Source organism: Pseudomonas sp. RL_5y_Pfl2_73 (assembly GCF_963970515.1).
In the GTDB taxonomy this organism is placed as follows: Bacteria; Pseudomonadota; Gammaproteobacteria; order Pseudomonadales; family Pseudomonadaceae; genus Aquipseudomonas.
Genome location: NZ_CAXAPD010000022.1, coordinates 41,305 through 62,989 on the forward strand (window position 1 = coordinate 41,305; position 21,685 = coordinate 62,989).

Sequence of the window (21,685 nt, forward strand, 5' to 3'; positions counted from 1 at the left end):
AGCCTTGCACCCGATCCAATTAGCTTGCGACGATGTTGACCAGCTTGCCGGGCACGACGATCACTTTGCGAATCGTCAGGCCATCGACGAAGCGCAGCACGTTTTCATTCGCTCGCGCAGCGGCTTCGATTTCTTCGCGAGTGGCGGCGGCCGGCATTTCGATCTGGCCGCGCAGCTTGCCGTTGACCTGGATGACCAGGGTCAGGCTGTCCTGCACCAACGCGGTTTCGTCCACCACCGGCCAGCGTGCGTCAATCACCGGGTCGGCGTGACCCAGTTGATTCCACAGCGCGTGGCTGATGTGTGGGGTGATCGGCGCCAGCAGCAACGTCACGGCCTCCAGGCCTTCGTGAACCAGTGCGCGATCCTGCTCGGTGCCTTGCGCGGCTTTTTCCAGCACGTTCATCAGCGTCATCACCTGGGCGATGGCGGTGTTGAATTTGTGGTTCTGGCCGACGTCATGGCTGGCTTGCTTGATGGCCAGGTGGATCGAGCGGCGAATGGCTTTCTGCTCGTCGTTCAGGCTGGCGACGTCCAGTTTGCCCGGCAGACCCAGGGTGACGTGGGCTTGAGCCAGGCGCCAGACGCGCTTGAGGAAACGGTGCGAGCCCTCGACGCCTGAATCGGACCACTCTGCGCTCATGTCAGGTGGTGAGGCGAACATCATGAACAGGCGGCAGGTGTCTGCGCCGAACTGGTCGATCATCGACTGTGGGTCGACGCCGTTGTTCTTCGACTTGGCCATTTTCTCGGTGCCGCCAATTTCCACCGGCAGGCCGTCGGCGATCAGCTTGGCGCTGATGACCTTGGCTTTGCTGTCGCGTTCGAGTTCGACATCGCTCGGGTTGAACCAGGTGTAGGCACCGTTGGCTTCACGACGATAGTAGGTCTCGGCGATCACCATGCCTTGGGTCAGCAGGTTCTTGAACGGCTCGTTGGAGCTCACCAGGCCTTCGTCACGCATCAGCTTGTGGAAGAAGCGTGCGTAGAGCAGGTGGAGAATGGCGTGTTCGATACCGCCGATGTACTGGTCCACCGGCAACCAGTGGTCAGCCGCGGATTTTTCCACCAGGCCGCCTTGATAGTGCGGCGAGGCGTAGCGCGCGTAGTACCAGGAGGACTCGACGAAGGTGTCCATGGTGTCGGTTTCACGCTTGGCCGGTGCGCCGCATTTCGGGCAACTGCACTCATAGAACTCGGGCATGCGCGCCAGGGGTGAACCGGCGCCGTCAGGTACGACGTCTTCCGGCAGGACCACGGGCAGTTGATCTTCCGGCACCGGAACGTCACCGCAGGTGTCGCAATGCACGATCGGGATCGGGCAGCCCCAGTAACGCTGGCGGCTGATGCCCCAGTCCCGCAGGCGGAACTGGGTGCGCGAGGTGCCGAGGTTTTTCTTGATCAGGGCAACTTCGATGGCATCGAACGCGCCGGGGAAATCCAGGTCGTTGAACGCTCCGGAGTTGATCAGCTCGCCATGTTCGCCATAGGCGTCTTGCCAAGGTTCCGGGGTCTGGTCGCCGGCGCTGGTGCGCACCACGGCTTTGACCGGCAGGTTGTACTTGTGGGCGAATTCGAAATCGCGCTCGTCGTGGGCGGGGACTGCCATTACCGCGCCGTCGCCGTAGTGCATCAGTACGTAGTTGGCGACCCAGACCGGCAGTTTCTCACCGGTGAGCGGGTGCTCGACGAACAGCGAGGTTGGCAGGCCTTTTTTCTCTTGGGTGGCGACGTCGGCTTCGGCGACGCTGCCGCCCTTGCATTCGGCGATGAACGCCTGCAGCTCAGGGTTGTTCTGTGCCGCCAGGGTGGCCAGCGGATGCTCGGCGGCCACGGCCACATAGGTGGCGCCCATCAGCGTGTCCGGGCGGGTGGTGAAGACTTTCAGGGTGCCGGCTTCGCCAATGGAGGCGACGTCGTACGGGAACTGTACTTCCATGCCCCGGGACTTGCCGATCCAGTTGCGCTGCATGGTCTTGACCTGCTCGGGCCAGCCGGTCAGCTCGTCGAGACTCTCCAGGAGTTCATCCGCGTAGGCGGTGATCTTGAAGTAGTACATCGGGATTTCGCGCTTTTCGATCAGCGCGCCGGAGCGCCAGCCGCGACCGTCGATCACTTGCTCGTTGGCCAGTACGGTCTGGTCCACCGGGTCCCAGTTCACGGTACCGTTCTTGCGGTAGATCACGCCTTTTTCGAACAGGCGGGTGAACAGCCATTGTTCCCAGCGGTAGTAGTCGGGTTTGCAGGTGGTGACCTCGCGGGACCAATCCACCGCCAGGCCCAGGCTGCGCAGCTGGGTTTTCATGTAGGCGATGTTTTCGTAGGTCCACTTGGCGGGGGCTACGTTGTTCTTCATCGCGGCGTTTTCCGCCGGCATGCCGAAGGCGTCCCAACCCATGGGTTGCAGGACGTTCTTGCCTTGCATGCGCTGGTAGCGGGAGATCACGTCGCCGATGGTGTAGTTGCGCACGTGCCCCATGTGTAGCTTGCCGCTGGGGTAAGGGAACATCGACAGGCAGTAGTACGTCTCCTTGCCTGGCTGTTCACTGACTTCAAAGGACTTTTGCTCGTCCCAGAACGACTGGGCGGCGGCTTCGATTTCAAGGGGCTGGTAGTGTTCGTGCATGGCTACTTTTGTACTGAATGGGGTGGCCCAATCCTCTTCGTTGCCATGCTGGACGCAGACGACGCCACATGCGGCGTTTTCGATGCCCAGCCAAGCTGGAAGTGGAGTTACAGGAAGCGCCGTAGCATACATGACCGCGCTCTACCGAGGGAAACCCTGATTGCTGCCGAACCACCGCTGAGCCATTGCCGATCAGCGGCAATGACCCGTGTTCAGGGCCGTTGGTCGCGGCGCCCTGCCGGTTTGCCCAGCGAAGCTACGCTTCTCAATGGGGAGTGAGTCTTATCTTCAATGAGGTGAGGGATGGTTGAATCACAACGAAAAGTCGCTACACCTGAGTTGTACGAAAAACTGATCGATCGTCTTGGGGTGGCCCTGGACGCTGCAAGAACCGCCGGTCGCTTGCGTGATGAGCGCCCGGTAGAGCTGGAACTGCGAGGCTTGAGCCCCGCAGAGTTCGAACTGGTCAAGGCCTACCTCGAACAGGCCGGACATCAACCCCCCACCACAGGGGCCCAGGCACTCAAGCGTCTAGACGCGCCCCGTTCGGCCAAGGTTGTGTGGCTCAAGGACCGGACGCCTGATAAGGATGCTGTAAAGGTCCGGTCGCTGCAGTTTAAGTAAAGCCGGATTCACGTTTGTCGCTTTTTTTGGTTCAAGGCTTTTTCGAATCTGTTGTCGCTTTGCGTCAACCCACTTAGGCTTCGGGCATCTATGGAGATGCCCGATGCCGTTTCGCTATTTCATCAAACAACTTTTATTGCCGCCCGGCATTCTTTTGCTGCTATTGGCGCTCGCCTGGTGGTGGCGCCATTCACGGCCGCGCCTGGCCCGGCTGTGTTTCGCCGTGGGCCTGGGCGGTTTCTGGTTGATGAGCCTGCCGGTGGTGGTGCAGTGGAGCGCCAACGCATTGGAGCGTGAGCCGCCGCTGCTGCGCAGTGAATGGGCGACCCTGGCCCAGCGTGCCGACGCCATCGTGGTACTGGGTTCCGGTCGCGAGCGCGGTGACCTGGCCTGGGGGGGCGACCAACCCACCGGTGTCGGCCTTGAGCGCCAGCGTTATGCGGCGCGATTGGCCAAGGCTTCGGGCTTGCCCGTGTTGACCACTGGGGGCTTGCACTACGGCACCCCGCCCAGCGAGGCCAAGTTGATGGCCGACTCGATGCTGGATGATTTCGGCGTCAACGTGCGCTGGCAGGAAGGACGTAGCCGCACCACCTGGGAAAACGCCCAGATGAGCGCCGAGATCCTGTTGCCGGAAGGCATCAAGCGGGTCGTGGTGGTCACTCAGGCCTGGCACATGCCGCGGTCGGTCTGGAGTTTTGAACGCGCGGGGTTTGAAGTGGTGCCGGCGCCGGTGGGTTTCCTGGGACAGGACAATGCCCGGCCACTGGGCGGTTGGATGCCGGAGTTCAAGTCGATCTGGCAATCCGGGCAGTTGATGAATGAAACGGTGGGGCTGGTGGGGTATCGGTTGTTTTACCGCTGAGCGGTGTTGCGGCAAGTGGAATTATCCCGCTGGAACGCACCTGTGGAGCTGCGTAGGAGCTGCCGAGTGCAACGAGGCTGCGATCTTCCCCCAGCCAATTGAATCCTGGAGCGAAAGATCAAAAGATCGCAGCCTTCGGCAGCTCCTACAGAGTCCAGCAGGAGCAAGGATTATCGAAAACCTTAAACCGTCCTGGCCATCCGGCTCGCCATCAACGCCCAGCCCAGCAGCAATACGCACAAGATGATCAGCGGCCACGAGCGCCATTGCAGGTACGGCGTCAGGCCGTGCATCGGCACCACTTCGCCGTACAGGATGCCGCGCTCGAATTGTGGGATCTGCGCGGTGATCTGGCCAAAGGGGTTGATCAGGCCGGTCACGCCGTTGTTGGTGGCACGGATCATCCAGCGGCCGGCTTCCAGGGCGCGCATCTGCGCCATTTGCAGGTGCTGCAACGGGCCGATCGAGGTGCCGAACCAGGTGTCGTTGCTGATGGTCAGCAACAGGTCGCTGCGCGCCGAGAGGCCGGCGGCAAATTCCGGGTAGACCACTTCATAGCAGATGAACGGCGCGATCTGGTAACCCTTGGCTTGCAGCAGTGGCTGGTCGGCCGGGCCCCGGGCGAAGTCCGACATGGGCAGGTCGAAGAAGGCGATCAGGCCGCGCAGGATGTCCTGTAGTGGTACGTATTCGCCAAATGGCACGAGTTTTTGCTTCAGGTAGGTACCGTCCCCTTCGCCGGTCACGGTGATGCCGTTGTAATAGCGCTTCTCGTGGCGTACCAGTTGGCGAATCGGCACACCGGTAATCAACGCCGACTGTCGCTCGGCGGCGAAGTTGCCCATCGTGTCCAGGTAGCCTTGGGCAGACTCCTTGAGTACCGGCACCGCGGTTTCCGGCCAGATCAGCAGGTCGACGCGCTTGGAGGCGAAGCTCATGTCGCGGTACAGCGCCAACTGCGCGTTGAGCTGCTCGGGGTCCCACTTCATGTTTTGTTCGATGTTGCCCTGGATCGCCGCGACGCTCAGCGGGTCGCCCGAAGGACTGGTCCAGGCGTGACCCTTGAATGCCATGCCAGCCACCCATGGGCCGATCAGCAGCAGCACGCCCGCGGCGATAAAACCTTTACGTGCGGTGCGGATCAACCGGGGCGCGTTGTACAGCAGCGCGGCGGTCAGGGCCAGGGTGAAGGAGATCAGCCACATTCCGCCCAGCGGCGCGAGGCCGGCCAGCGGGCCGTCGAGTTGGCTGTAGCCGGAATACAGCCAGGGGAAGCCGGTGAGGAACCAGCCGCGGAAGGCTTCCTGGCCCAACCACAACGCGGCGAACGCCAGGGCATCGGCCAGTGGGGCCTCGTTACGGCGCAGCCAGCGCGCCCACAGCCAGGCGGGCAGGGCGAAGAACCAGGCGATGGCGGCGATGAACAGCAGCATCAACAACCCGGCGAGCAGCACCGAGGCGCCGCCGAAGTTATGGATACTGACGTAGATCCAACTGGTGCCGGCACCAAACAGGCCAAAACCGAAACACCAGCCACGGCCCAAGGCCTGGCGCGGCGAGAGTTCGCGCAACCCGGCGTAGAACAAACCGACCGCCAGCAATGCCAGCGGCCAGAGGTCGAACGGCGCCAAGGCCAGGGTGGTGATCGCACCGGCCGCCATGGCCAGCAGGTTACCGGGCCAGCCGGGGCGGGTTATCCAGCGCATTTTTGTCCTTAGCGGGTCTCGCAGGGGTTATCGGCCAATGGGCGACAGGCGCAGCAAGTGAATCCGACGGCTGTCGGCATTCAGGATGCGGAAGCGCCAGGAGCCGATTTCCGTGGTTTCGTTGCGCTTGGGCAGGTGCCCGAAAGCACTCATCACCAGGCCGCCGACGGTGTCGAATTCATCGTCGGAGAATTGGCTGTCGAAGAATTCGTTGAAGTTCTCGATCGGCGTCAGGGCCTTGATCAGGAAGTCGCCGCTGGGCAGGGGCTTGATGTAGCTGTCTTCCTCGACGTCGTGCTCGTCCTCGATGTCGCCGACAATCTGCTCGAGCACGTCTTCGATGGTGACCAGGCCGGCCACGCCGCCGTATTCGTCGATGACGATGGCCATGTGGTTGTGGTTGGCGCGAAATTCACGCAACAGCACGTTCAGTCGCTTGGACTCGGGCACGAAGGTGGCCGGGCGCAACAGGTCCTTGATGTTGAAGCGGTCGCCGTTTTCCTGAAGGATCAACGGCAGCAGGTCCTTGGCCAGTAGCACGCCCATGACGTCGTCATGGCTCTCGCCGACGACCGGGTAGCGCGAGTGAGCGGAGTCGACCACGGCGGGCAAAAATTCGCGAGGGGTCTGGGTCGCCTTGATGCTGACCATCTGCGAGCGCGGGACCATGATGTCCCGGACTTGCAGGTCAGCGACCTGGATGGCGCCTTCGACGATGGCCAGCGCTTCGCTGTCCAGCAGTTTGTTCTGGTGTGCGTCGCGCAGCAGCTCCAGCAGCTCCTGGCGGTTCTTCGGCTCATGGGCAAAAGCCTGGGTGAGCTTGCCCAGCCATGACTTCTGCCCGTTGCTCGATCGATCTTCGCTCATAGCGATTACTCTGAATCCTTTGTCGTTACAGGTTGATGTATCAGTGTTCGTCGCCGGCGTAGGGGTCGGGATGACCCAGCTCTGCAAGCAACGTTCGTTCCAGAGCTTCCATTTCTTCGGCTTCGTCATCTTCTATATGGTCGTAACCCAGTAGATGCAAGCAGCCGTGAATCACCAGATGGGCCCAGTGGGCCTCAGGGGGTTTGTCTTGTTCCGCCGCTTCACGCTCCACCACCGGGACACAAATCACCAGGTCGCCCAGTAGCGGGATATCAAGCAGTTCGTCGGGCACATCGGCGGGGAACGACAGCACGTTGGTGGCGTAGTCTTTCTGCCGCCAGGTGTGGTTCAGTTCACGGCCCTCGGGCTCGTCCACCAGGCGGATCGTCAGTTCCGAGTCGGCGCTGCGCTGGCGCAGGGCCAGTTCGCACCATTGGCGGAACTGGGCTTCGCTGGGGGCGGCGTGTTCGCAGGCCACTTGCAGGTCGAGTTCAAGCATTGTGGCGATTGCCTTTGCTTTCGACCGAATCTTCATCGGCGCGATTCTCGAAACGCTCGTAGGCTTCGACAATGCGTTGCACCAACGGATGGCGCACGACGTCCTTGGGCATGAAGTGCGTGAAGCTGATGCCCGGCACGTCCTTGAGGACCTGGATCACATGGTTCAGCCCGGACTTGGTGCCACGGGGCAGGTCGACCTGGGTGATGTCCCCGGTGATGACGGCGGTGGAGCCGAAGCCGATGCGGGTCAGGAACATTTTCATCTGTTCGACCGTGGTGTTCTGGCTTTCGTCGAGGATGATGAAGCTGTTGTTCAGCGTACGACCACGCATGTAGGCCAGCGGCGCGACCTCGATGACTTGGCGCTCGATCAGCTTGGCGACGTATTCGAAGCCGAGCATTTCATACAGCGCGTCATAGAGCGGGCGCAGGTACGGATCGATCTTCTGGGCCAGGTCGCCGGGCAGGAAGCCGAGTTTTTCACCCGCTTCGACCGCCGGGCGTACCAGCAGGATGCGCCGCACCTGTTCACGTTCCAGTGCATCGACGGCGCAGGCCACGGCCAGGTAGGTCTTGCCGGTACCGGCTGGGCCGATGCCGAAGTTGATGTCGTTGCCCAGGATTTCCTTCACGTAGCGCTGCTGATTCAAGCCGCGAGGGCGAATCATACCTTTTTTCGTGCGCAGGGCCACGGCAGGTTCCGACGGGGCGGGGTTGTCGAGTTCCTCGACAGCCGACTCCTGCAGGAACAGGTGGACCGTATCCGGCGACAACTCGCTCCCCTTGGTTTCCCGGTAGAGACGGCGTAGCAGGTTTTCCGCGGAGGTGGTGTGCTTAGGTTCGCCGATCAGTTCGAACTGGTTTCCGCGGTTGCGGATCTCGATGGCCAGGCGCTGTTCGATCAAGCGCAGGTGCTCGTCGAATTGCCCGCACAGATTGGCGAAGCGGCGAGCCTCAAAGGGCTCGAGAATAAAGCGATGTGGTTCGATGGGTGCGTTCAAGGTCGTTTTTAGCCGCCCGGGGGCAATTAAGGTGAAATCAAGGATAACGCCAGTAGGCTGGGTGCGAAAGCTCTTAATAAACCGAGCGATCTTGTGGGAGCAAGGCTTGCCCGCGATGAGTGCAACTCGGTCCCTCAGGAATTGAGGCGCCTGTATCGCGGGCAAGCCTTGCTCCCACAAGTTCTGCTTTCACAGGGAATTGGGGAGTTACTGGATCAGCGAACCGCGCAGGGAGTGCGGTTGCGCGGCGTCGATGTGCACGTCGGCGAACTGGCCGATCAGGGCCGGGGTGTCGCAGCGGAAGTTGACGATGCGGTTGTTTTCGGTCCGTCCTTGCAACTCGCCCGGGTCCTTTTTCGAGTAATCGGTCACCAGAATCCGCTGGACGGAGCCGACCATTTGTCGGCTGATCTCGAAACCTTGCTGATTGAGGCGATGCTGCAAGGCGTTGAGCCGTTCCTTTTTCAGTTCTTCCGGGGTTTCGTCGGCCAGGTCGGCCGCCGGGGTGCCAGGGCGCTGGCTGTAGACGAAGGAATAGGAGAAGTCGAAGCCCACGTCTTCGATCAGTTTCATGGTCTGCTGGAAGTCTTTCTCGGTTTCGCCAGGGAAGCCGACGATAAAGTCCGAGCTGATGCAGATTCCCGGTACTGCCGCACGCAACTTGCGCAGCTTGGATTTGTACTCAAGGGCCGTGTGGTTGCGTTTCATGGCCGCAAGGATCCGGTCGGAACCCGATTGCACTGGCAGGTGCAGGTGCTTGACCAGTTCGGGGACGTCGGCGTGGGCCTGGATCAGGCTGTCGGAGAACTCCAGCGGATGGGACGTGGTGTAGCGGATGCGGTCGATGCCATCCACTGCCGCCACGACGCGGATCAGTTCGGCGAGGTCCGCCAGGCGCCCGTCATGGGTCAGACCACGATAGCCGTTGACGTTCTGCCCCAGCAGGGTCACTTCACGCACGCCGTGTTCCGCCAGGTGGATGATCTCGGCGATCACGTCGTCGAACGGCCGGCTGACTTCTTCGCCGCGGGTGTAGGGCACCACGCAGAACGTGCAGTACTTGCTGCAACCTTCCATCACCGACACGTAGGCACTTGGGCCGTCGATGCGCGGTTCGGGCAGGTGGTCGAATTTTTCGATTTCCGGGAACGAGACGTCCACTTGCGGCAGCTTGGTGCTGCGGGCGGCGTCGATCATCTCCGGCAGGCGGTGCAAGGTCTGCGGGCCAAAGACCACGTCCACGTACGGCGCACGATCACGAATGGCCGCGCCTTCCTGGCTGGCCACGCAACCGCCCACGGCGATGACCATTTCCGGGTTGGCCAACTTCAGTTCGCGCCAGCGGCCGAGCTGGGAATACACCCGGTCCTGGGCGCGTTCGCGAATCGAGCAGGTGTTGAGCAGGATCACGTCCGCGTCTTCAGCGCGGGCGGTGACTTCCAGGGCCTGGTGTTCACCCAGCAGATCGACCATGCGCGAGCTGTCGTACTCGTTCATCTGGCAACCGTGGGTTTCGATGTAAAGCTTCTTGGCCATGGACGGGATCATCACGTGATTCAAAGAACCGCGCATTATAGAGAACAAGTCCCTGGGTTCCCACCGCTGTGCGAGCAGTGGCTATGCTATAGTTCGCGCCCTCATTTTTACCCGCCGATGTGTTTCGCCAGCCATGACCAAACGTGAAGCTCCAATCTACAAGGTGATTTTCCTCAACCAGGGCCAGGTGTTCGAAATGTACGCCAAGCAGATCTATCAAAGTGATCTGTGGGGTTTCCTGGAAGTGGAAGAATTCGTCTTTGGCGAGCGCACGCAAGTGGTCGTCGATCCGAGCGAGGAAAAGCTCAAGGCGCAGTTCGAAGGCGTGGTGCGCAGCTTCGTGCCGATGCATTCGATCGTGCGTATCGACGAAGTCGAACGCCTGGGCACCCCGAAAATCAGCGAAGCCCGCGGAGCGGTCGGCAATGTGATGCCGTTTCCGATGCCGATGCCTGAGAAGTAGGAAATATTTTTTGTTCCTGCGTCAGGCCCTGTAGGCGCTGGCGAAGCCTGCGATCTTTTGATCTTGATCTTTCGCTCTCGACTCAATTGCCAGTGGAAAGATCGCAGCCTCGTTACACTCGACAGCTCCTACAGGGGCCAGGCTGTGCGATTCAGGGCAGTGGCGAGAAGGGCGTACGCCCATCGGCGTTCTGCAATTCCATCAGGTATTTGCGAAAGATCTGCCCCAGCACTTGGGTTGCCACTTCCAGTTCGTCGCGGGGCATTTGCTCGGCGACTTCGTCGGCGGTGTCCAGGGCTTCTTCGGCGCCATTGACCGCGGCCATTTTCAGGACGATGTAGGCCTGGACGTTGTTGGCTGGCACGCCTTCGCCATGGAAGAACATGCCGCCGAGCTTGAATTGCGCCTGGGCATGGCCTTGCAGTGAGGCTTTTTCGAAGTAGTCGAGGGCTTTTTTGAGGTCGCGCGGTGCAGCCTTGCCTTCGTAGTAGAACTCGCCCAACTCGTATTGCGCTTGTGCATCACCTGCGTCCGCCGCTTTTTGACAGGCGTCGAGTGCCGGTGCGAGATCTTGTGGCTGGGTATTGAGCGTGCAACGGCCCAGCGCCGGGATCAACAACGAGTTACCGCCTGCCTGTGCATTCGCGAGCAGGGGCTGAAGGAGCAACAGGCAGCCCAAGGCAAGGGTGCGGCCGGTGCGGTTCATGGGAATCGACTTACCTCTGAGGGGCGCGCGGACCCTCCGGGGGATCCAATAAGCGCGCATTATGAAATAAGCAGGGCCATCCTTACAAAGTCTTTACTCGTTTTTCTGCTGCGAGGGAATCGCAGCGACCATTTGCTAGACGAATATGTAGGAAAAGGCAGGGATGTTGAAGAAGAGATAATCAATTTCGGTGTCAGGCTGGGTCAGTCGTCACTGACTTACCTGAATGATCGCCTACCATTACCTGTTCGCGCTCTAGGCCAGACCTGATAGATCTGACAGTAGCGACACTTTTTACCCTTTGCTAGCTTAACTCTGGAGAGTTGAACCGGCGGATTGTAGATTGGTGCCATGGCAGCGAAGGCAGCACCGACAACGCATGTGAGAGGACACATTCCACGCATTCTCTATGTGGCGGCCCCAGGCGCACCGCCAGGCAGCCGCGCCTGTTGGTAACTTGGAGCGGAGTTTTGGCTATGACTGGTTTGCATCACCATACCCCGACCCTCACAGCCATCGACCCGCGAGGCCTGCCGTCACGCACGGTGCGCTACTGTCGCGCGGAGGTGGCTGAGGTAGCCGAGGCACGGGTGGAGCGCCAAGCATTCGACGCTGTCGGGCGGCCAGTGGCGCAGTGGGATGCACGATTGTGGGCATTACAGGAGACAGGTCAGGTGGTGCCGGCCAATCAGGTTGCGATCCACAGCCTTTCAGGACAGGTGTTGTCTAGTGACAGTGTAGATGCGGGCTGGCGGGTGGCCTTGTTGAGTGAGGCCGGGCAGGCATATCAGGTCTGGGACGGATGCGGTAACCACGTCCGCACCGATTACGATAGCTTGCTTCGCCCGGTGGCGGTGTATGAACAGGCGGCGGGCGAGCCCGAGTGTTGTGTAGAGCGCCTGACCTATGGTGGCCCTTCGGAAGCCGACAGAAACCGTTGCGGTCAAGTGCTGCGCCACGACGACCCGGCTGGCACAAGACACTGGCCCGACTATGGCATGCGGGGTCAGGCACTGGCCGAGAGTCGTGCTTTCCTGCAGACGTTGGAAACCCCCGACTGGGCCGAGGACGAGATCTCGCGTGATGCGCTGCTCGAGCCTGAGGTCTATACCACGGCTTGGACCCATGACGCATTCGGTGCGGTGCTTACGCAGGTCGATGCGCGCGGTCACAAGCAGCGCCAGGCTTACACGGTCGCGGGTCAGCTCAGGGAAAGCGCGCTGACCTTCTCGGGTGGTGTTGAGCTATGCCTGGTGCATGAACTGGCTTACAACGCTTTCGGCCAGGTCGAGTCCCAGTCAGCGGGCAATGGCGTACGAAGCACCGCCACCTACCGTCCGTCCGACGGCCGCCTGCTACACCTGATGACCAGCCGCCCTGACGGGATCCGTCTGCAGTCGCTCGGCTATGGCTACGATCCGGTGGGTAATGTGCTACGCATCGAGGACGCTACCGTGACGAATGCCTACTTCGCCAACCGCAAGACCGACGGAGTGAGCACCTATGCCTACGACAGCCTGTACCAATTGATCGAGGCTTCGGGCCGCGAGAGCCCCAGCGCCGGCGTTGGCCCCGGATTGCCGGGAATCATTCCGCTCCCGGCGGTGCGGACCCTGGCGTGCTCACACCTTACAACGAACGCTATGCCTACGATGCCGGCGGCAATCTCACGTTACTGACACATCAGGGCCAGCAGAACTGGACCCGGCGCATGGCCATAGCCCCCGCCAGCAATCGCAGCCTGCCCTGGCCACAGGACAGCCCCGAACCGGATATCGAGGCGGTTTTCGATGCCAATGGCAATCTACAGAGCCTGGAGGGCCAGCCACTAGCGTGGGACGTGCGTAACCAGTTGAAGCAAGCGACCCAACTGTCGCGCCAGGATGGCCCGACGGACCGGGAACGCTATGCCTATGACGGCGGCAACTGGCGAGTGCGCAAGATTATCCTGCGCCAGGCGCGGGCAATCACCCACGTCTCCGAGGTGCGCTATCTGCCGGGGCTGGAGCTAAGGACCGATTCGGTCACGGGGGAGGTGCTGGATGTGGTCACGACGTCGGCCGGACGGGCCCGGGTGCGGGCGCTGCGCTGGCACCCGGGGCTCCCGCAGGACATCCACAACGACCAATTGCGCTATGAGATGGACGACCACCTGGGCAGTGCGGTGCTGGAACTCGATGCCCAGGCCCGGTTGATGAGCCGGGAGGGTTACTACCCGTATGGCGGCACGGCGTGGCGGGCGGCGCAAAATGCCACTGAAGCGAAGTATAAGGTGATTCGTTATTCGGGCCAGGAGCGTGACGCCACAGGGCTCTCCTACTACGGCTTCAGGTATTACGCCCCGTGGTTGCAAAGATGGATCAATCCTGATCCGGCCGGGGCGGTTGATGGGCTGAATCTTTACAGAATGGTTCAGAATAATCCCGTGTCGTTGCGCGACGGGGAGGGCTTGGCTCCACTGTTCAATCCATTTATACGGGCTGTTGATCAAGCCAAGAGCGACGCCCAAAAGATAGTCGGCAAGACGATTGAAATTCTGGAGGCGGGCAGCAGCCCCGAAATTGGAATGGTGATGAATTTATTTTTCGGTGATTCGTCTCCTGAACGAAGGATGCAGTGGAAAGAAGATCTCGGAAAAGTTCAAGCACTTATGGAAGACACGAACGTGTCGCGTGACTTTAAGGAGATTCCTTGGCGAGAAGGTCTGACGACAGTTGCCCAGATAGATCAGAAGGAATATCAAAATTTCAGGATCTATCGGCAGGGCATGGACCGAACTGCAGAGCAATCCAAAGAGCTTTCGTGGATGGAGAAACGGAGCTTTATCAGCGAAAAGAAGGTCGATCTGAAAGATTATAAAGGGGCCAGGTTCTTACAAGCCAATAGGGAAAAATGGCAAGAACAGCGTCAGATCACAGATAAGGACTTTATGGCTCAAACGATCATTCATGAGTTTTCGCATGCGGCGGCAGGCACCGAAGACTATGTCTACGGGAAGGTCTTGAGCGGCATGGATCCAAGCTCTTTATATGAGCTTCCACAAGGGCAGGTTGTTCAGAAGGATCAGCTTGACGCATACAAGGAGAGGCTTAAGGGCGGCGGAGCAATAGATTTCCGTCAATTAGCTTATAAAAATGCCGATTCGTTCGCTTACGCGACGACGCTTTTGTCGTTCGCAGATTCCAAGCAGGCTATTCGACGTGAAAAATACCAGAACTTTGTGACCAATCGAGTTAGGTCCTAGGATGAGTTTGTTTGAGTGCCGAATATTCAGTGCCGGAAAACTACTTCATACAGTTCAACTGCCTTGGTAAGGGCAGGGTTGACGCTTCGAACACTAACGCCCCGGGCAGCGGCTTCACTGGAGGACCGCTGCTGTGTCAAGGGACACTATTGTCCGGAGACAGACTGGCGCGCAACACCAATCTGAGCTGGGGTGAGGGCACATCAATAAGCGGCGCTCCTACTTCAGCGCCGCAAAGGCCCGTTCGGCCGCATCGAGGGTGATCTTCAGCTCGGTCTCGCCATGGGCGATGGAAGTGAAGCCGGCTTCGAATGCGCTCGGGGCCAGGTACACGCCGCCGTCGAGCATCAGGTGGAAGAAGCGCTTGAACCGGCCAGCGTCGCTGGCCATCACGTCTTCGAAGGTGACGATGTCATCGGCGCCACTGAAGTACAGGCCGAACATGCCGCCGGCCTGGGTGGTCACGAACGGAATGCCGGCCGCATCAGCGCGAACTTGCAAGCCGTCGAGCAGGCGGGTGGTGTAGTCGGTCAGTTCGGCGTGGAAACCCGGGCGGCTGATCAGGCGCAGGGTGGTCAGGCCAGCGGCCATGGCCAGTGGGTTGCCCGACAGCGTGCCGGCCTGGTAGACCGGGCCCAGCGGCGCGATGCATTCCATGATGTTGCGCTTGCCGCCGAAGCAGCCCACCGGCATGCCGCCGCCGATGATCTTGCCGAAGGTGCTCAGGTCCGGCGTGACGCCGTAATGGGCCTGGGCGCCACCGAGGGCCACGCGGAAACCGGTCATCACTTCGTCGAAAATCAACACCACGCCATGCTGGTCGCACAGGCTGCGCAGGCCTTCGAGGAAACCCGGTGCCGGCGGCACGCAGTTCATGTTGCCGGCCACCGGCTCGACGATGATGCACGCCACTTCCTGGCCGACTTCGCCGAGCATCTTCTCGACGGCTTCGAGGTTGTTGAACGGCAGGGTCAGGGTGTGTTTGGCGAACGCTGCCGGTACGCCGGCCGAGCTCGGCACGCCCTGGGTCAGTGCGCCGGAGCCGGCCTTGACCAGCAGGCTGTCGGAGTGGCCGTGGTAGCAGCCCTCGAACTTGATGATGCTGTCGCGACCGGTGAAACCCCGCGCCAAGCGGATCGCGCTCATGGTCGCTTCGGTGCCGGAGCTGACCATGCGCACCATTTCCATCGACGGCACGATCGAGCAGACCAGGTCGGCCATCTCGGTTTCCATCGCGGTCGGGGCGCCGTAGGAGAGGCCGTGTACCAGTTGCTTGCGCACCGCATCCAGCACGTCCGGATGGCTGTGGCCGAGGATCATCGGGCCCCAGGAACCGACGTAATCCACATAGCGTTTGTCGTCTTCGTCGGTGACGTACGCGCCTTCGGCGTGCTTGAAGAACAGCGGGGTGCCGCCGACGCTCTTGAACGCACGAACAGGCGAGTTCACGCCGCCGGGGATGTGTTTCTGGGCATTGGCAAACAGGGTTTCGGAACGGGACATGGTTGGGCTCTCGAAAACGGAAAATGGACTATTTGATCTGCAGCAGCTCGTTGAAGGCGCGGGCACGGCGCGTCACTTCAGTGGTGCTGTCGGCACCGAACAGACCGTGGACCACCGCCAGCAGGTTGACCCCATGGGCCACCAGCGGAGCGGCGTTGTCCAGGGTGATGCCGCCAATGGCGCACACCGGAATATGCAGTTTGATGTGCGCCTGTTCGAGCAGTTCAAGGTTTGCGCTGGGGGCGCCGGGCTTGGTGTTGGAATTGAAGAAACGCCCGAACGCGACATAACTGGCGCCTTCGCTGGCGGCTTGTTCGGCCAGTGCCAGGCTGGCGTGGCAGGTGGCGCCGACGATTGCCTTGTGCCCGAGCAATGCCCGCACGGGTGCCAACGGGCCATCAGTTTGTCCCAGGTGCACACCGACGCCCAGGCGTGCGGCCAGTTCGGCGTCATCGTTGATGATCAACTGAGTCTTGTAGCGCTCGCACAGGTTGCGCAGTGCTTCGGCTTCCCGCAGGCGGCGAGCCTCGTCGCTGGTTTTGTCGCGGTATTGCAGCAGGGTGACGCCACCTTCCAGCGCCGCTTCCACATAAGCGAGGAATTTGCCGGCCAGCAATTGGCTATCGGTGATGGCGTAAAGGCCACGTAATTTCATTTCACAGGCCTCCGGTACTACGAGCAGAAATCCAGCGGTAGGCGACGCGGGACGAACTGGCCTTTGCCCAGTTGTTCGGCATCGCGCAAGGTGCGCCAGGTGTAATCCAGTGCTGTCTTGACAGCGCTGGCGAGCTGTTCGCCCTGGGCCAGCCGACCGGCGAGGGCGCTGGCCAGGGTGCAGCCGGAGCCGTGGTAGCTGCCGGGCAAGCGCTGGCAGGTAAAGGTTTCGCGCGCGCCGTCGCGGCTGTACAGGCGATTATGGACTTCATGTTCGTCGCCGTGACCACCGGTGATCAACAGGTGTTTGACGAAGGGCAGCAGTTTGTCCGCGCACTCGTCGGCGCTGCCTTCGGGCAGTTCGGCGAGGATGCGTGCTTCAGGCAGGTTGGGGGTGGCGATGATTGCCAGGGGCAGCAGGCGTTCGCGCATGGCGTAGCCGACCTCATCCTTGCCCAGGCGCCCGCCACCGCCGGCGCGCAGCACCGGGTCGCAGACCATGGGCAGGTGCGGATGCGCCTGGAGCAGTTCGACCACCGTGTCGACCATTTCAAGTGAGCCAAGCATCCCCAGCTTGACCGCCGCCACCTGGGCATCGTTGAGCACGGCATTGGCTTGTGCCAGCACCCACTCTCGGTCGAGCACCCGGAAATCGCTGACGTTGACGGTGTCTTGCACGGTCAGTGCGGTAACGGCGGGGGCGGCATGACAACCCTGGGCAAGCAGGGCTTCGATATCTGCCTGCAAACCGGCGCCACCACTGGGGTCGTGGCCGGAGAGACAGAGGACAACGGGGCGTGAGCTGTAGATATTCATGGTGCGCGAGCTTACCACCAAACCTGTTTTATCGGTGGTCGGACGCTGAGGGTTTTGTAGTGAGTGGCTGGCCACATTGGCCCGCCAGTTGCCAACCTGACCAAGGCAACAGCTCTATCTCAAGGCTTTTCTCTGAGACGCCCGTCCTAGAGCCTTTGGTAGGAAAAATTTCAATGGTGCAAATTGGCCATCAGCGGCTATGCTAAAGGTGGATCCAACTCATAACAGGTCATGCCGGTTTTACGTCTACTCAGGGAATGGGGGGCTTCCTGACTCAACCGGACAGGCCGCGCTGGGGCTTAAATGCGCTATTTGCTGATGTTGTTGCTGTGCTTGTCCCCTCTGGCAAGTGCTCTCGAATTCGATGAATTCACCCACAACCTGCCCTTGGGCCATGCCCTGCAGGTGTTCGAAGATGCAGGCGGCACGGCCACCATCGATGAGGTCCAGGCCCAGGCTGGCGCCGGTGCTTTCAAACCCCACGATCAAACCACCCTGAACGCCGGTTACTCGCGATCAGCTTTCTGGTTGAAAATCGACCTGCAGTACCGCCCCGAAAATCCGGACGCCCAGCGTACCTGGTTGCTGGAGCTGGCGTACCCGCCGCTGGACCACCTCGACTTGTACCTGCCCGATGCGGCGGGGGCCTATCGCCTGGTTCGCCAGACCGGTGATGCGTTGCCGTTCAGCAGCCGCGAGATCCGCCAGAACAACTACCTGTTCAGCCTGGCTTTCAAACCCGAACAACAGCAGACCCTCTACCTGCGCCTGCAAAGCCAGGGTTCGATCCAGGCGCCGCTGACGCTGTGGTCGAGCACCGCTTATCTCGAACAACAGCCAGAGCGTTTGTATGTACTGGGGATCATCTATGGCGTGCTGCTGGGGATGCTGGTCTACAACCTGTTCATCTACCTGAGCGTGCGTGATACCAGCTACCTCTATTACATCTTCTATATTGCCGCGTTCGGCCTGTACCAGTTGTCGGTCAACGGTGCCGCCGTGGAGTACTTCTGGCCGGATAACCCCTGGTGGGCCAACGCCGCGACGCCGTTCTTCATCGGCTGCGCGGGCCTGTTTGGCAGCCAGTTCGCCCGCAGTTTCCTGCAAACCGCCCAGCATAGTCGTTGGCTGGACCGCCTGCTGCTGGCGCTGATCGCCTACAGCGCGATGGTGGTCGGCCTGTCGCTGATGACCAGTTATGCCCTGGCGCTGCGCCTGGCGACGGTGTTGGCACTGCTGTTCACGGTGGCGATCTTTGCCGCCGGGTTGTTTGCCTGGTGGCGTGGCCTGCGAGTGGCGCGTTACTTCATCATTGCCTGGTCGGCGTTCCTGCTGGGGGGCATCGTCAATACGTTGATGGTGCTCGGCTACCTGCCGAACGTCTTCCTGACCATGTACGCCAGCCAGATCGGCTCGGCCATCGAAGTGGCGCTGCTGTCCCTGGCCTTGGCCGACCGCATCAATGCCATGCGCGAACAGCAGGCCCAGACCCTGTTGGATGCTGGGCAGAAACTCGAAGTGCTCAACCAGCAACTGGCCCACGGCAACAAGCTCAAGGATGAATTCCTCGCCACCCTGACGCATGAACTGCGCACGCCGATGAATGGTGTGATCGGTTCCCTTGAGCTGATGGAAACCGTCGAGATGGACGAGGAACTGACCCAGTATCAACAGACCGCCGCCGGTTCGGCGCGGGACATGATGCGCATGGTCAACGGCATCCTCACCCTGACGGAGTTGCAGGCCGGCAAACTCAAGGTCTATCCGGCACCGTTCAGCCTGCGTGGGATGGTCGATGCGCTGCAGGTGCAGTTCGGCGCCAATGCGGCGGCCAAGGGCCTGGACTTCAAGGTCGACGTGTCCCCAGGCCTGGCGGACCGGTTGCACGGCGACAGCGGCAAACTGGCCCAGAGCCTGGAGTGCCTGCTGGACAACGCCATCAAGTTCACCCGGGTTGGCGGTCTGGCCCTGCGAGTCAGCGGCAGGCCGACGGCGCTTGATCGACTGGTGCTGTCCTTTGCTGTCATCGACACCGGAATCGGTTTTACCGATCTGGGGGAAGCGACCTTGTACCAGCGCTTCTTCCAACTCGACGGTTCGATGACCCGCGAATACGGCGGCCTTGGCGTGGGTCTGGCCATTTGTCGGCAACTGGTGGAGCTGCTGGGCGGACGCCTGATCCACACCTCCGAGCCCGGTCGTGGCAGCCGTTTTCAGTTGGACGTGGCGTTTGACGTGGCGTTGCCAGCGGCCGTCCCGACGCCGTTTTCCTTCGGTAGCCGCCAAGGCTCGCGCCTGCCGCAGGAATGCACGGTGCTACTGGCCGATGACAACAGCATCGATCAGTTGGTCATGCGCGGCATGTTGCTCAAGCTTGGTTATCGGGTACGCACGGCCGACAGTGGTGCCGCTGCGCTGGATCTGCTGCACGGCGAGCGCTTTGATGCGGTGCTGCTTGATTGCCAGTTGCCGCCGCTGGACGGTGTGTCGCTCTGCTGCCAGATCCACACCTTGTCAGGCTGCGAGGAACTGCCGGTGCTGGTGGTCAGCCCGAACGTGGGGCGCGAGTGCTGTCCCTCGGGCGCGCCGATCGATTACTTGAGCAAACCGGTGAAATTCGAGGCGCTGCAGGCGATGCTCCAGCGTCGCGTGCTTTGCCCGAGGCAGGGTGAAAGTGCCGACATTTAGGCGTATATGACACTTTGTTCGGCCTGGAGGCGGTGCTTAACTGAATCCCTGGCCGATCGAGGAGCCCTGTCATGAACCTGCACCAGTTCGCTGAAACCCACGACGTCACCAATCAGCCACCGTCCCTGGATGGCGCCAACCTGTACCGCATCGACTTACCGCTACAGCAGTGGTCGCAGCGCTTTGGGGCGGGCTGGGCACAGGCGCGGATCGATGCGTATGGGGCGCTGGCCGGCGGGCCGTTGATGGAGGCGGGCTTCCTGGCCAACCAGAACAAACCGGTGTTCTCCAGCCATGACCGTTACGGCCATCGCATCGACCTGGTGGAATTCCATCCCGCTTATCACCAGTTGATGCGCACCGCCGTCGAGCACGGCCTGCCCAGTTTGCCTTGGACGCATCCGCAGCCTGGCGCGCATGTCGCCCGTGCCTCGATGACCTATCTGCACAGCCAGGCCGAAGCCGGCACCGGCTGCCCCCTGACCATGACCTTCGCCAGCGTGCCGGCGCTGCGCTTGCAGCCGGACCTGGCCGAGCGCTGGGTGCCAAAGGTGCTGGCCACCGAGTACGACCCGCGTAACGTCGGCATGGCCCACAAGGCCGGGGTGACCCTGGGCATGGCGATGACCGAAAAACAGGGCGGCACCGATGTGCGGGCCAACACCACCAAGGCCTATCCAGTGGGCACCAGCGGCCCCGGCCAGGCCTATGAACTGGTCGGGCACAAATGGTTCTGTTCGGCGCCGATGTGCGATGCCTTCCTCACTTTGGCCCAGACCGACAAAGGCCTGACCTGTTTCCTGTTGCCGCGCCATCGCCCCGACGACACCCGCAATCAGTTCTACATCCAACGGCTGAAGAACAAACTGGGCAACTGTTCCAACGCGTCCAGCGAAGTCGAGTTCCGTGGCGCGCTGGCCTGGATGGTGGGTGAGGAGGGCCGAGGTGTGCCGACGATCATCGAGATGGTCGCCATGACCCGTTTCGATTGCATGGTCGGCTCCAGCGCCCTGATGCGCCAGGCGCTGACCCAGGCCAGCCATCACTGCGCGCGCCGCAAGGTCGGTGGCAAGTTGTTGAGTGAACAGCCGCTGATGCAAAACGTCCTGGCTGACCTGGCGCTGGAAAGCGAGTCCGCGCTGGCCTTGAGCCTGCGCATGGGCCAGGCACTGGATCACTTGAATGACGAACATGAGGCCAAGTTCGCCCGGCTGGTGACGGCGGTGGGCAAGTACTGGATCTGCAAGCGCGCCCCCGCGATGATCAACGAAGCCGCCGAATGCATGGGCGGTGCCGGCTACGTCGAAGACAGCATCCTGCCGCGCCTGTACCGCGAAGCGCCGGTCAACTCGACGTGGGAGGGCTCCGGCAACGTGCAATGCCTCGATGTGCTGCGCGCCTTGTCCAAGGAGCCGGGTGTGCTGGAGGTATTGTTCAGCGAGTTGGGCGACGGCCACGGCGACAAGCGCCTGGCTGCCCACATCCATCAACTGCACGCTGCGTTCAAGGACACCGGCGACATCCAGTACCGCGCCCGGCAATTGACCGAAGACATCGCCGTTGGCTTGCAAGCCAAGCTGTTGCTCGAGGCGGGGAACAGCGATATCAGCGATGCCTTCATCGCCAGTCGCCTGGGTTCGGTCGGCCGGGTGTACGGAGCCTTGCCTCGAGGCTTGAATGTCGAGACGATCGTGACGCGCTCCACTGCGCACGGCTTCTAAGAAGCCCGGGGTCGACACATGACCCTGTGGGAGCAGCCTGCTCGCGAAGGGATCGGCACATTCAATAGTGTGCTGACTGATACACCGCTTTCGCGAGCAGGCTCGCTCCCACAGGGGATGTGCGTTGAATGAAGATTCTGCGACCCGCGGCGATCAGGGTGGGA

General features: G+C 61.3%; 17 protein-coding genes. 7 read left to right on the forward strand and 10 right to left on the reverse strand.

Going from position 1 to position 21,685, the window contains the following annotated elements; all coding sequences use genetic code 11:
• Nucleotides 1–19: 19 nt before the first annotated feature.
• Nucleotides 20–2,626 (reverse strand): leucine--tRNA ligase, encoded by a 2,607-nt coding sequence (gene leuS, locus AACY42_RS20320; protein ID WP_339481894.1) that lies wholly within the window; start codon nucleotides 2,624–2,626, stop codon nucleotides 20–22.
• 303 nt (nucleotides 2,627–2,929) lie between these two features.
• Between leuS and AACY42_RS20325 the strand changes: the two genes are divergently transcribed.
• Complete coding sequence (locus AACY42_RS20325; RefSeq protein WP_339481895.1) at nucleotides 2,930–3,250, forward strand: hypothetical protein; 321 nt, start codon at nucleotides 2,930–2,932, stop codon at nucleotides 3,248–3,250.
• A gap of 103 nt (nucleotides 3,251–3,353) precedes the next feature.
• Nucleotides 3,354–4,115 carry a YdcF family protein gene (locus tag AACY42_RS20330; RefSeq protein ID WP_339481897.1) on the forward strand — a complete coding sequence of 254 codons (762 nt, stop codon included), beginning with the start codon at nucleotides 3,354–3,356 and terminating at the stop codon, nucleotides 4,113–4,115.
• Nucleotides 4,116–4,297: 182 nt separating this feature from the next.
• Here AACY42_RS20330 and lnt read toward each other — a convergent pair whose 3' ends face one another.
• The 5 genes from lnt to miaB all read right to left on the reverse strand — a co-directional run bounded on the left by lnt (nucleotide 4,298) and on the right by miaB (nucleotide 9,726).
• A complete protein-coding gene (lnt, locus tag AACY42_RS20335) occupies nucleotides 4,298–5,821 on the reverse strand; it encodes an apolipoprotein N-acyltransferase (protein WP_339481899.1) in 1,524 nt (507 codons plus the stop codon).
• A gap of 27 nt (nucleotides 5,822–5,848) precedes the next feature.
• On the reverse strand, nucleotides 5,849–6,688 hold the full coding sequence (locus tag AACY42_RS20340; RefSeq protein WP_339481901.1) for an HlyC/CorC family transporter: 840 nt from the start codon (nucleotides 6,686–6,688) through the stop codon (nucleotides 5,849–5,851).
• Nucleotides 6,689–6,728: 40 nt separating this feature from the next.
• Entirely contained in the window at nucleotides 6,729–7,187 is a 459-nt protein-coding gene (gene ybeY / locus AACY42_RS20345; protein ID WP_053125636.1) for an rRNA maturation RNase YbeY, read from the reverse strand.
• Entirely contained in the window at nucleotides 7,180–8,190 is a 1,011-nt protein-coding gene (locus AACY42_RS20350) for a PhoH family protein (RefSeq protein WP_339481902.1), read from the reverse strand. Before AACY42_RS20350 ends, ybeY begins: the two co-directional genes overlap by 8 nt.
• Before the next feature lie 207 nt (nucleotides 8,191–8,397).
• Nucleotides 8,398–9,726 (reverse strand): tRNA (N6-isopentenyl adenosine(37)-C2)-methylthiotransferase MiaB, encoded by a 1,329-nt coding sequence (gene miaB, locus AACY42_RS20355; RefSeq protein ID WP_339481903.1) that lies wholly within the window; start codon nucleotides 9,724–9,726, stop codon nucleotides 8,398–8,400.
• Between the two features lie 133 nt (nucleotides 9,727–9,859).
• Here miaB and AACY42_RS20360 point away from each other — a divergent pair, with 133 nt between their 5' ends.
• Complete coding sequence (locus AACY42_RS20360; protein WP_003185742.1) at nucleotides 9,860–10,189, forward strand: DUF1820 family protein; 330 nt, start codon at nucleotides 9,860–9,862, stop codon at nucleotides 10,187–10,189.
• 151 nt (nucleotides 10,190–10,340) lie between these two features.
• Here AACY42_RS20360 and AACY42_RS20365 read toward each other — a convergent pair whose 3' ends face one another.
• Nucleotides 10,341–10,895 (reverse strand): tetratricopeptide repeat protein, encoded by a 555-nt coding sequence (locus AACY42_RS20365; protein ID WP_003205863.1) that lies wholly within the window; start codon nucleotides 10,893–10,895, stop codon nucleotides 10,341–10,343.
• Nucleotides 10,896–11,371: 476 nt separating this feature from the next.
• Here AACY42_RS20365 and AACY42_RS20370 point away from each other — a divergent pair, with 476 nt between their 5' ends.
• Entirely contained in the window at nucleotides 11,372–12,574 is a 1,203-nt protein-coding gene (locus AACY42_RS20370) for a hypothetical protein (protein WP_339481905.1), read from the forward strand.
• Nucleotides 12,514–14,139: an RHS repeat-associated core domain-containing protein gene (locus tag AACY42_RS20375; protein WP_339481906.1), complete on the forward strand. Its 1,626-nt coding sequence runs from the start codon at nucleotides 12,514–12,516 to the stop codon at nucleotides 14,137–14,139. Before AACY42_RS20370 ends, AACY42_RS20375 begins: the two co-directional genes overlap by 61 nt.
• Nucleotides 14,140–14,358: 219 nt before the next feature.
• Here the strand turns inward: AACY42_RS20375 and hemL are convergent, their stop codons facing one another.
• Genes hemL through AACY42_RS20390 form a run of 3 tightly spaced genes read right to left on the reverse strand, consistent with a single transcriptional unit; the run spans nucleotide 14,359 to nucleotide 17,112 of the window.
• Complete coding sequence (gene hemL, locus AACY42_RS20380) at nucleotides 14,359–15,642, reverse strand: glutamate-1-semialdehyde 2,1-aminomutase (RefSeq protein WP_339481908.1); 1,284 nt, start codon at nucleotides 15,640–15,642, stop codon at nucleotides 14,359–14,361.
• 28 nt (nucleotides 15,643–15,670) lie between these two features.
• Nucleotides 15,671–16,297 carry a thiamine phosphate synthase gene (thiE, locus tag AACY42_RS20385; RefSeq protein WP_339481910.1) on the reverse strand — a complete coding sequence of 209 codons (627 nt, stop codon included), beginning with the start codon at nucleotides 16,295–16,297 and terminating at the stop codon, nucleotides 15,671–15,673.
• A gap of 17 nt (nucleotides 16,298–16,314) precedes the next feature.
• Nucleotides 16,315–17,112: a hydroxymethylpyrimidine/phosphomethylpyrimidine kinase gene (locus AACY42_RS20390; protein ID WP_339481912.1), complete on the reverse strand. Its 798-nt coding sequence runs from the start codon at nucleotides 17,110–17,112 to the stop codon at nucleotides 16,315–16,317.
• 303 nt (nucleotides 17,113–17,415) lie between these two features.
• Between AACY42_RS20390 and AACY42_RS20395 the strand changes: the two genes are divergently transcribed.
• Both AACY42_RS20395 and AACY42_RS20400 read left to right on the forward strand, forming a co-directional pair.
• Complete coding sequence (locus tag AACY42_RS20395) at nucleotides 17,416–19,800, forward strand: hybrid sensor histidine kinase/response regulator (RefSeq protein WP_339481914.1); 2,385 nt, start codon at nucleotides 17,416–17,418, stop codon at nucleotides 19,798–19,800.
• Between the two features lie 71 nt (nucleotides 19,801–19,871).
• Complete coding sequence (locus tag AACY42_RS20400) at nucleotides 19,872–21,521, forward strand: acyl-CoA dehydrogenase family protein (protein ID WP_339481915.1); 1,650 nt, start codon at nucleotides 19,872–19,874, stop codon at nucleotides 21,519–21,521.
• The last annotated feature ends 164 nt before the right edge of the window (nucleotides 21,522–21,685 follow it).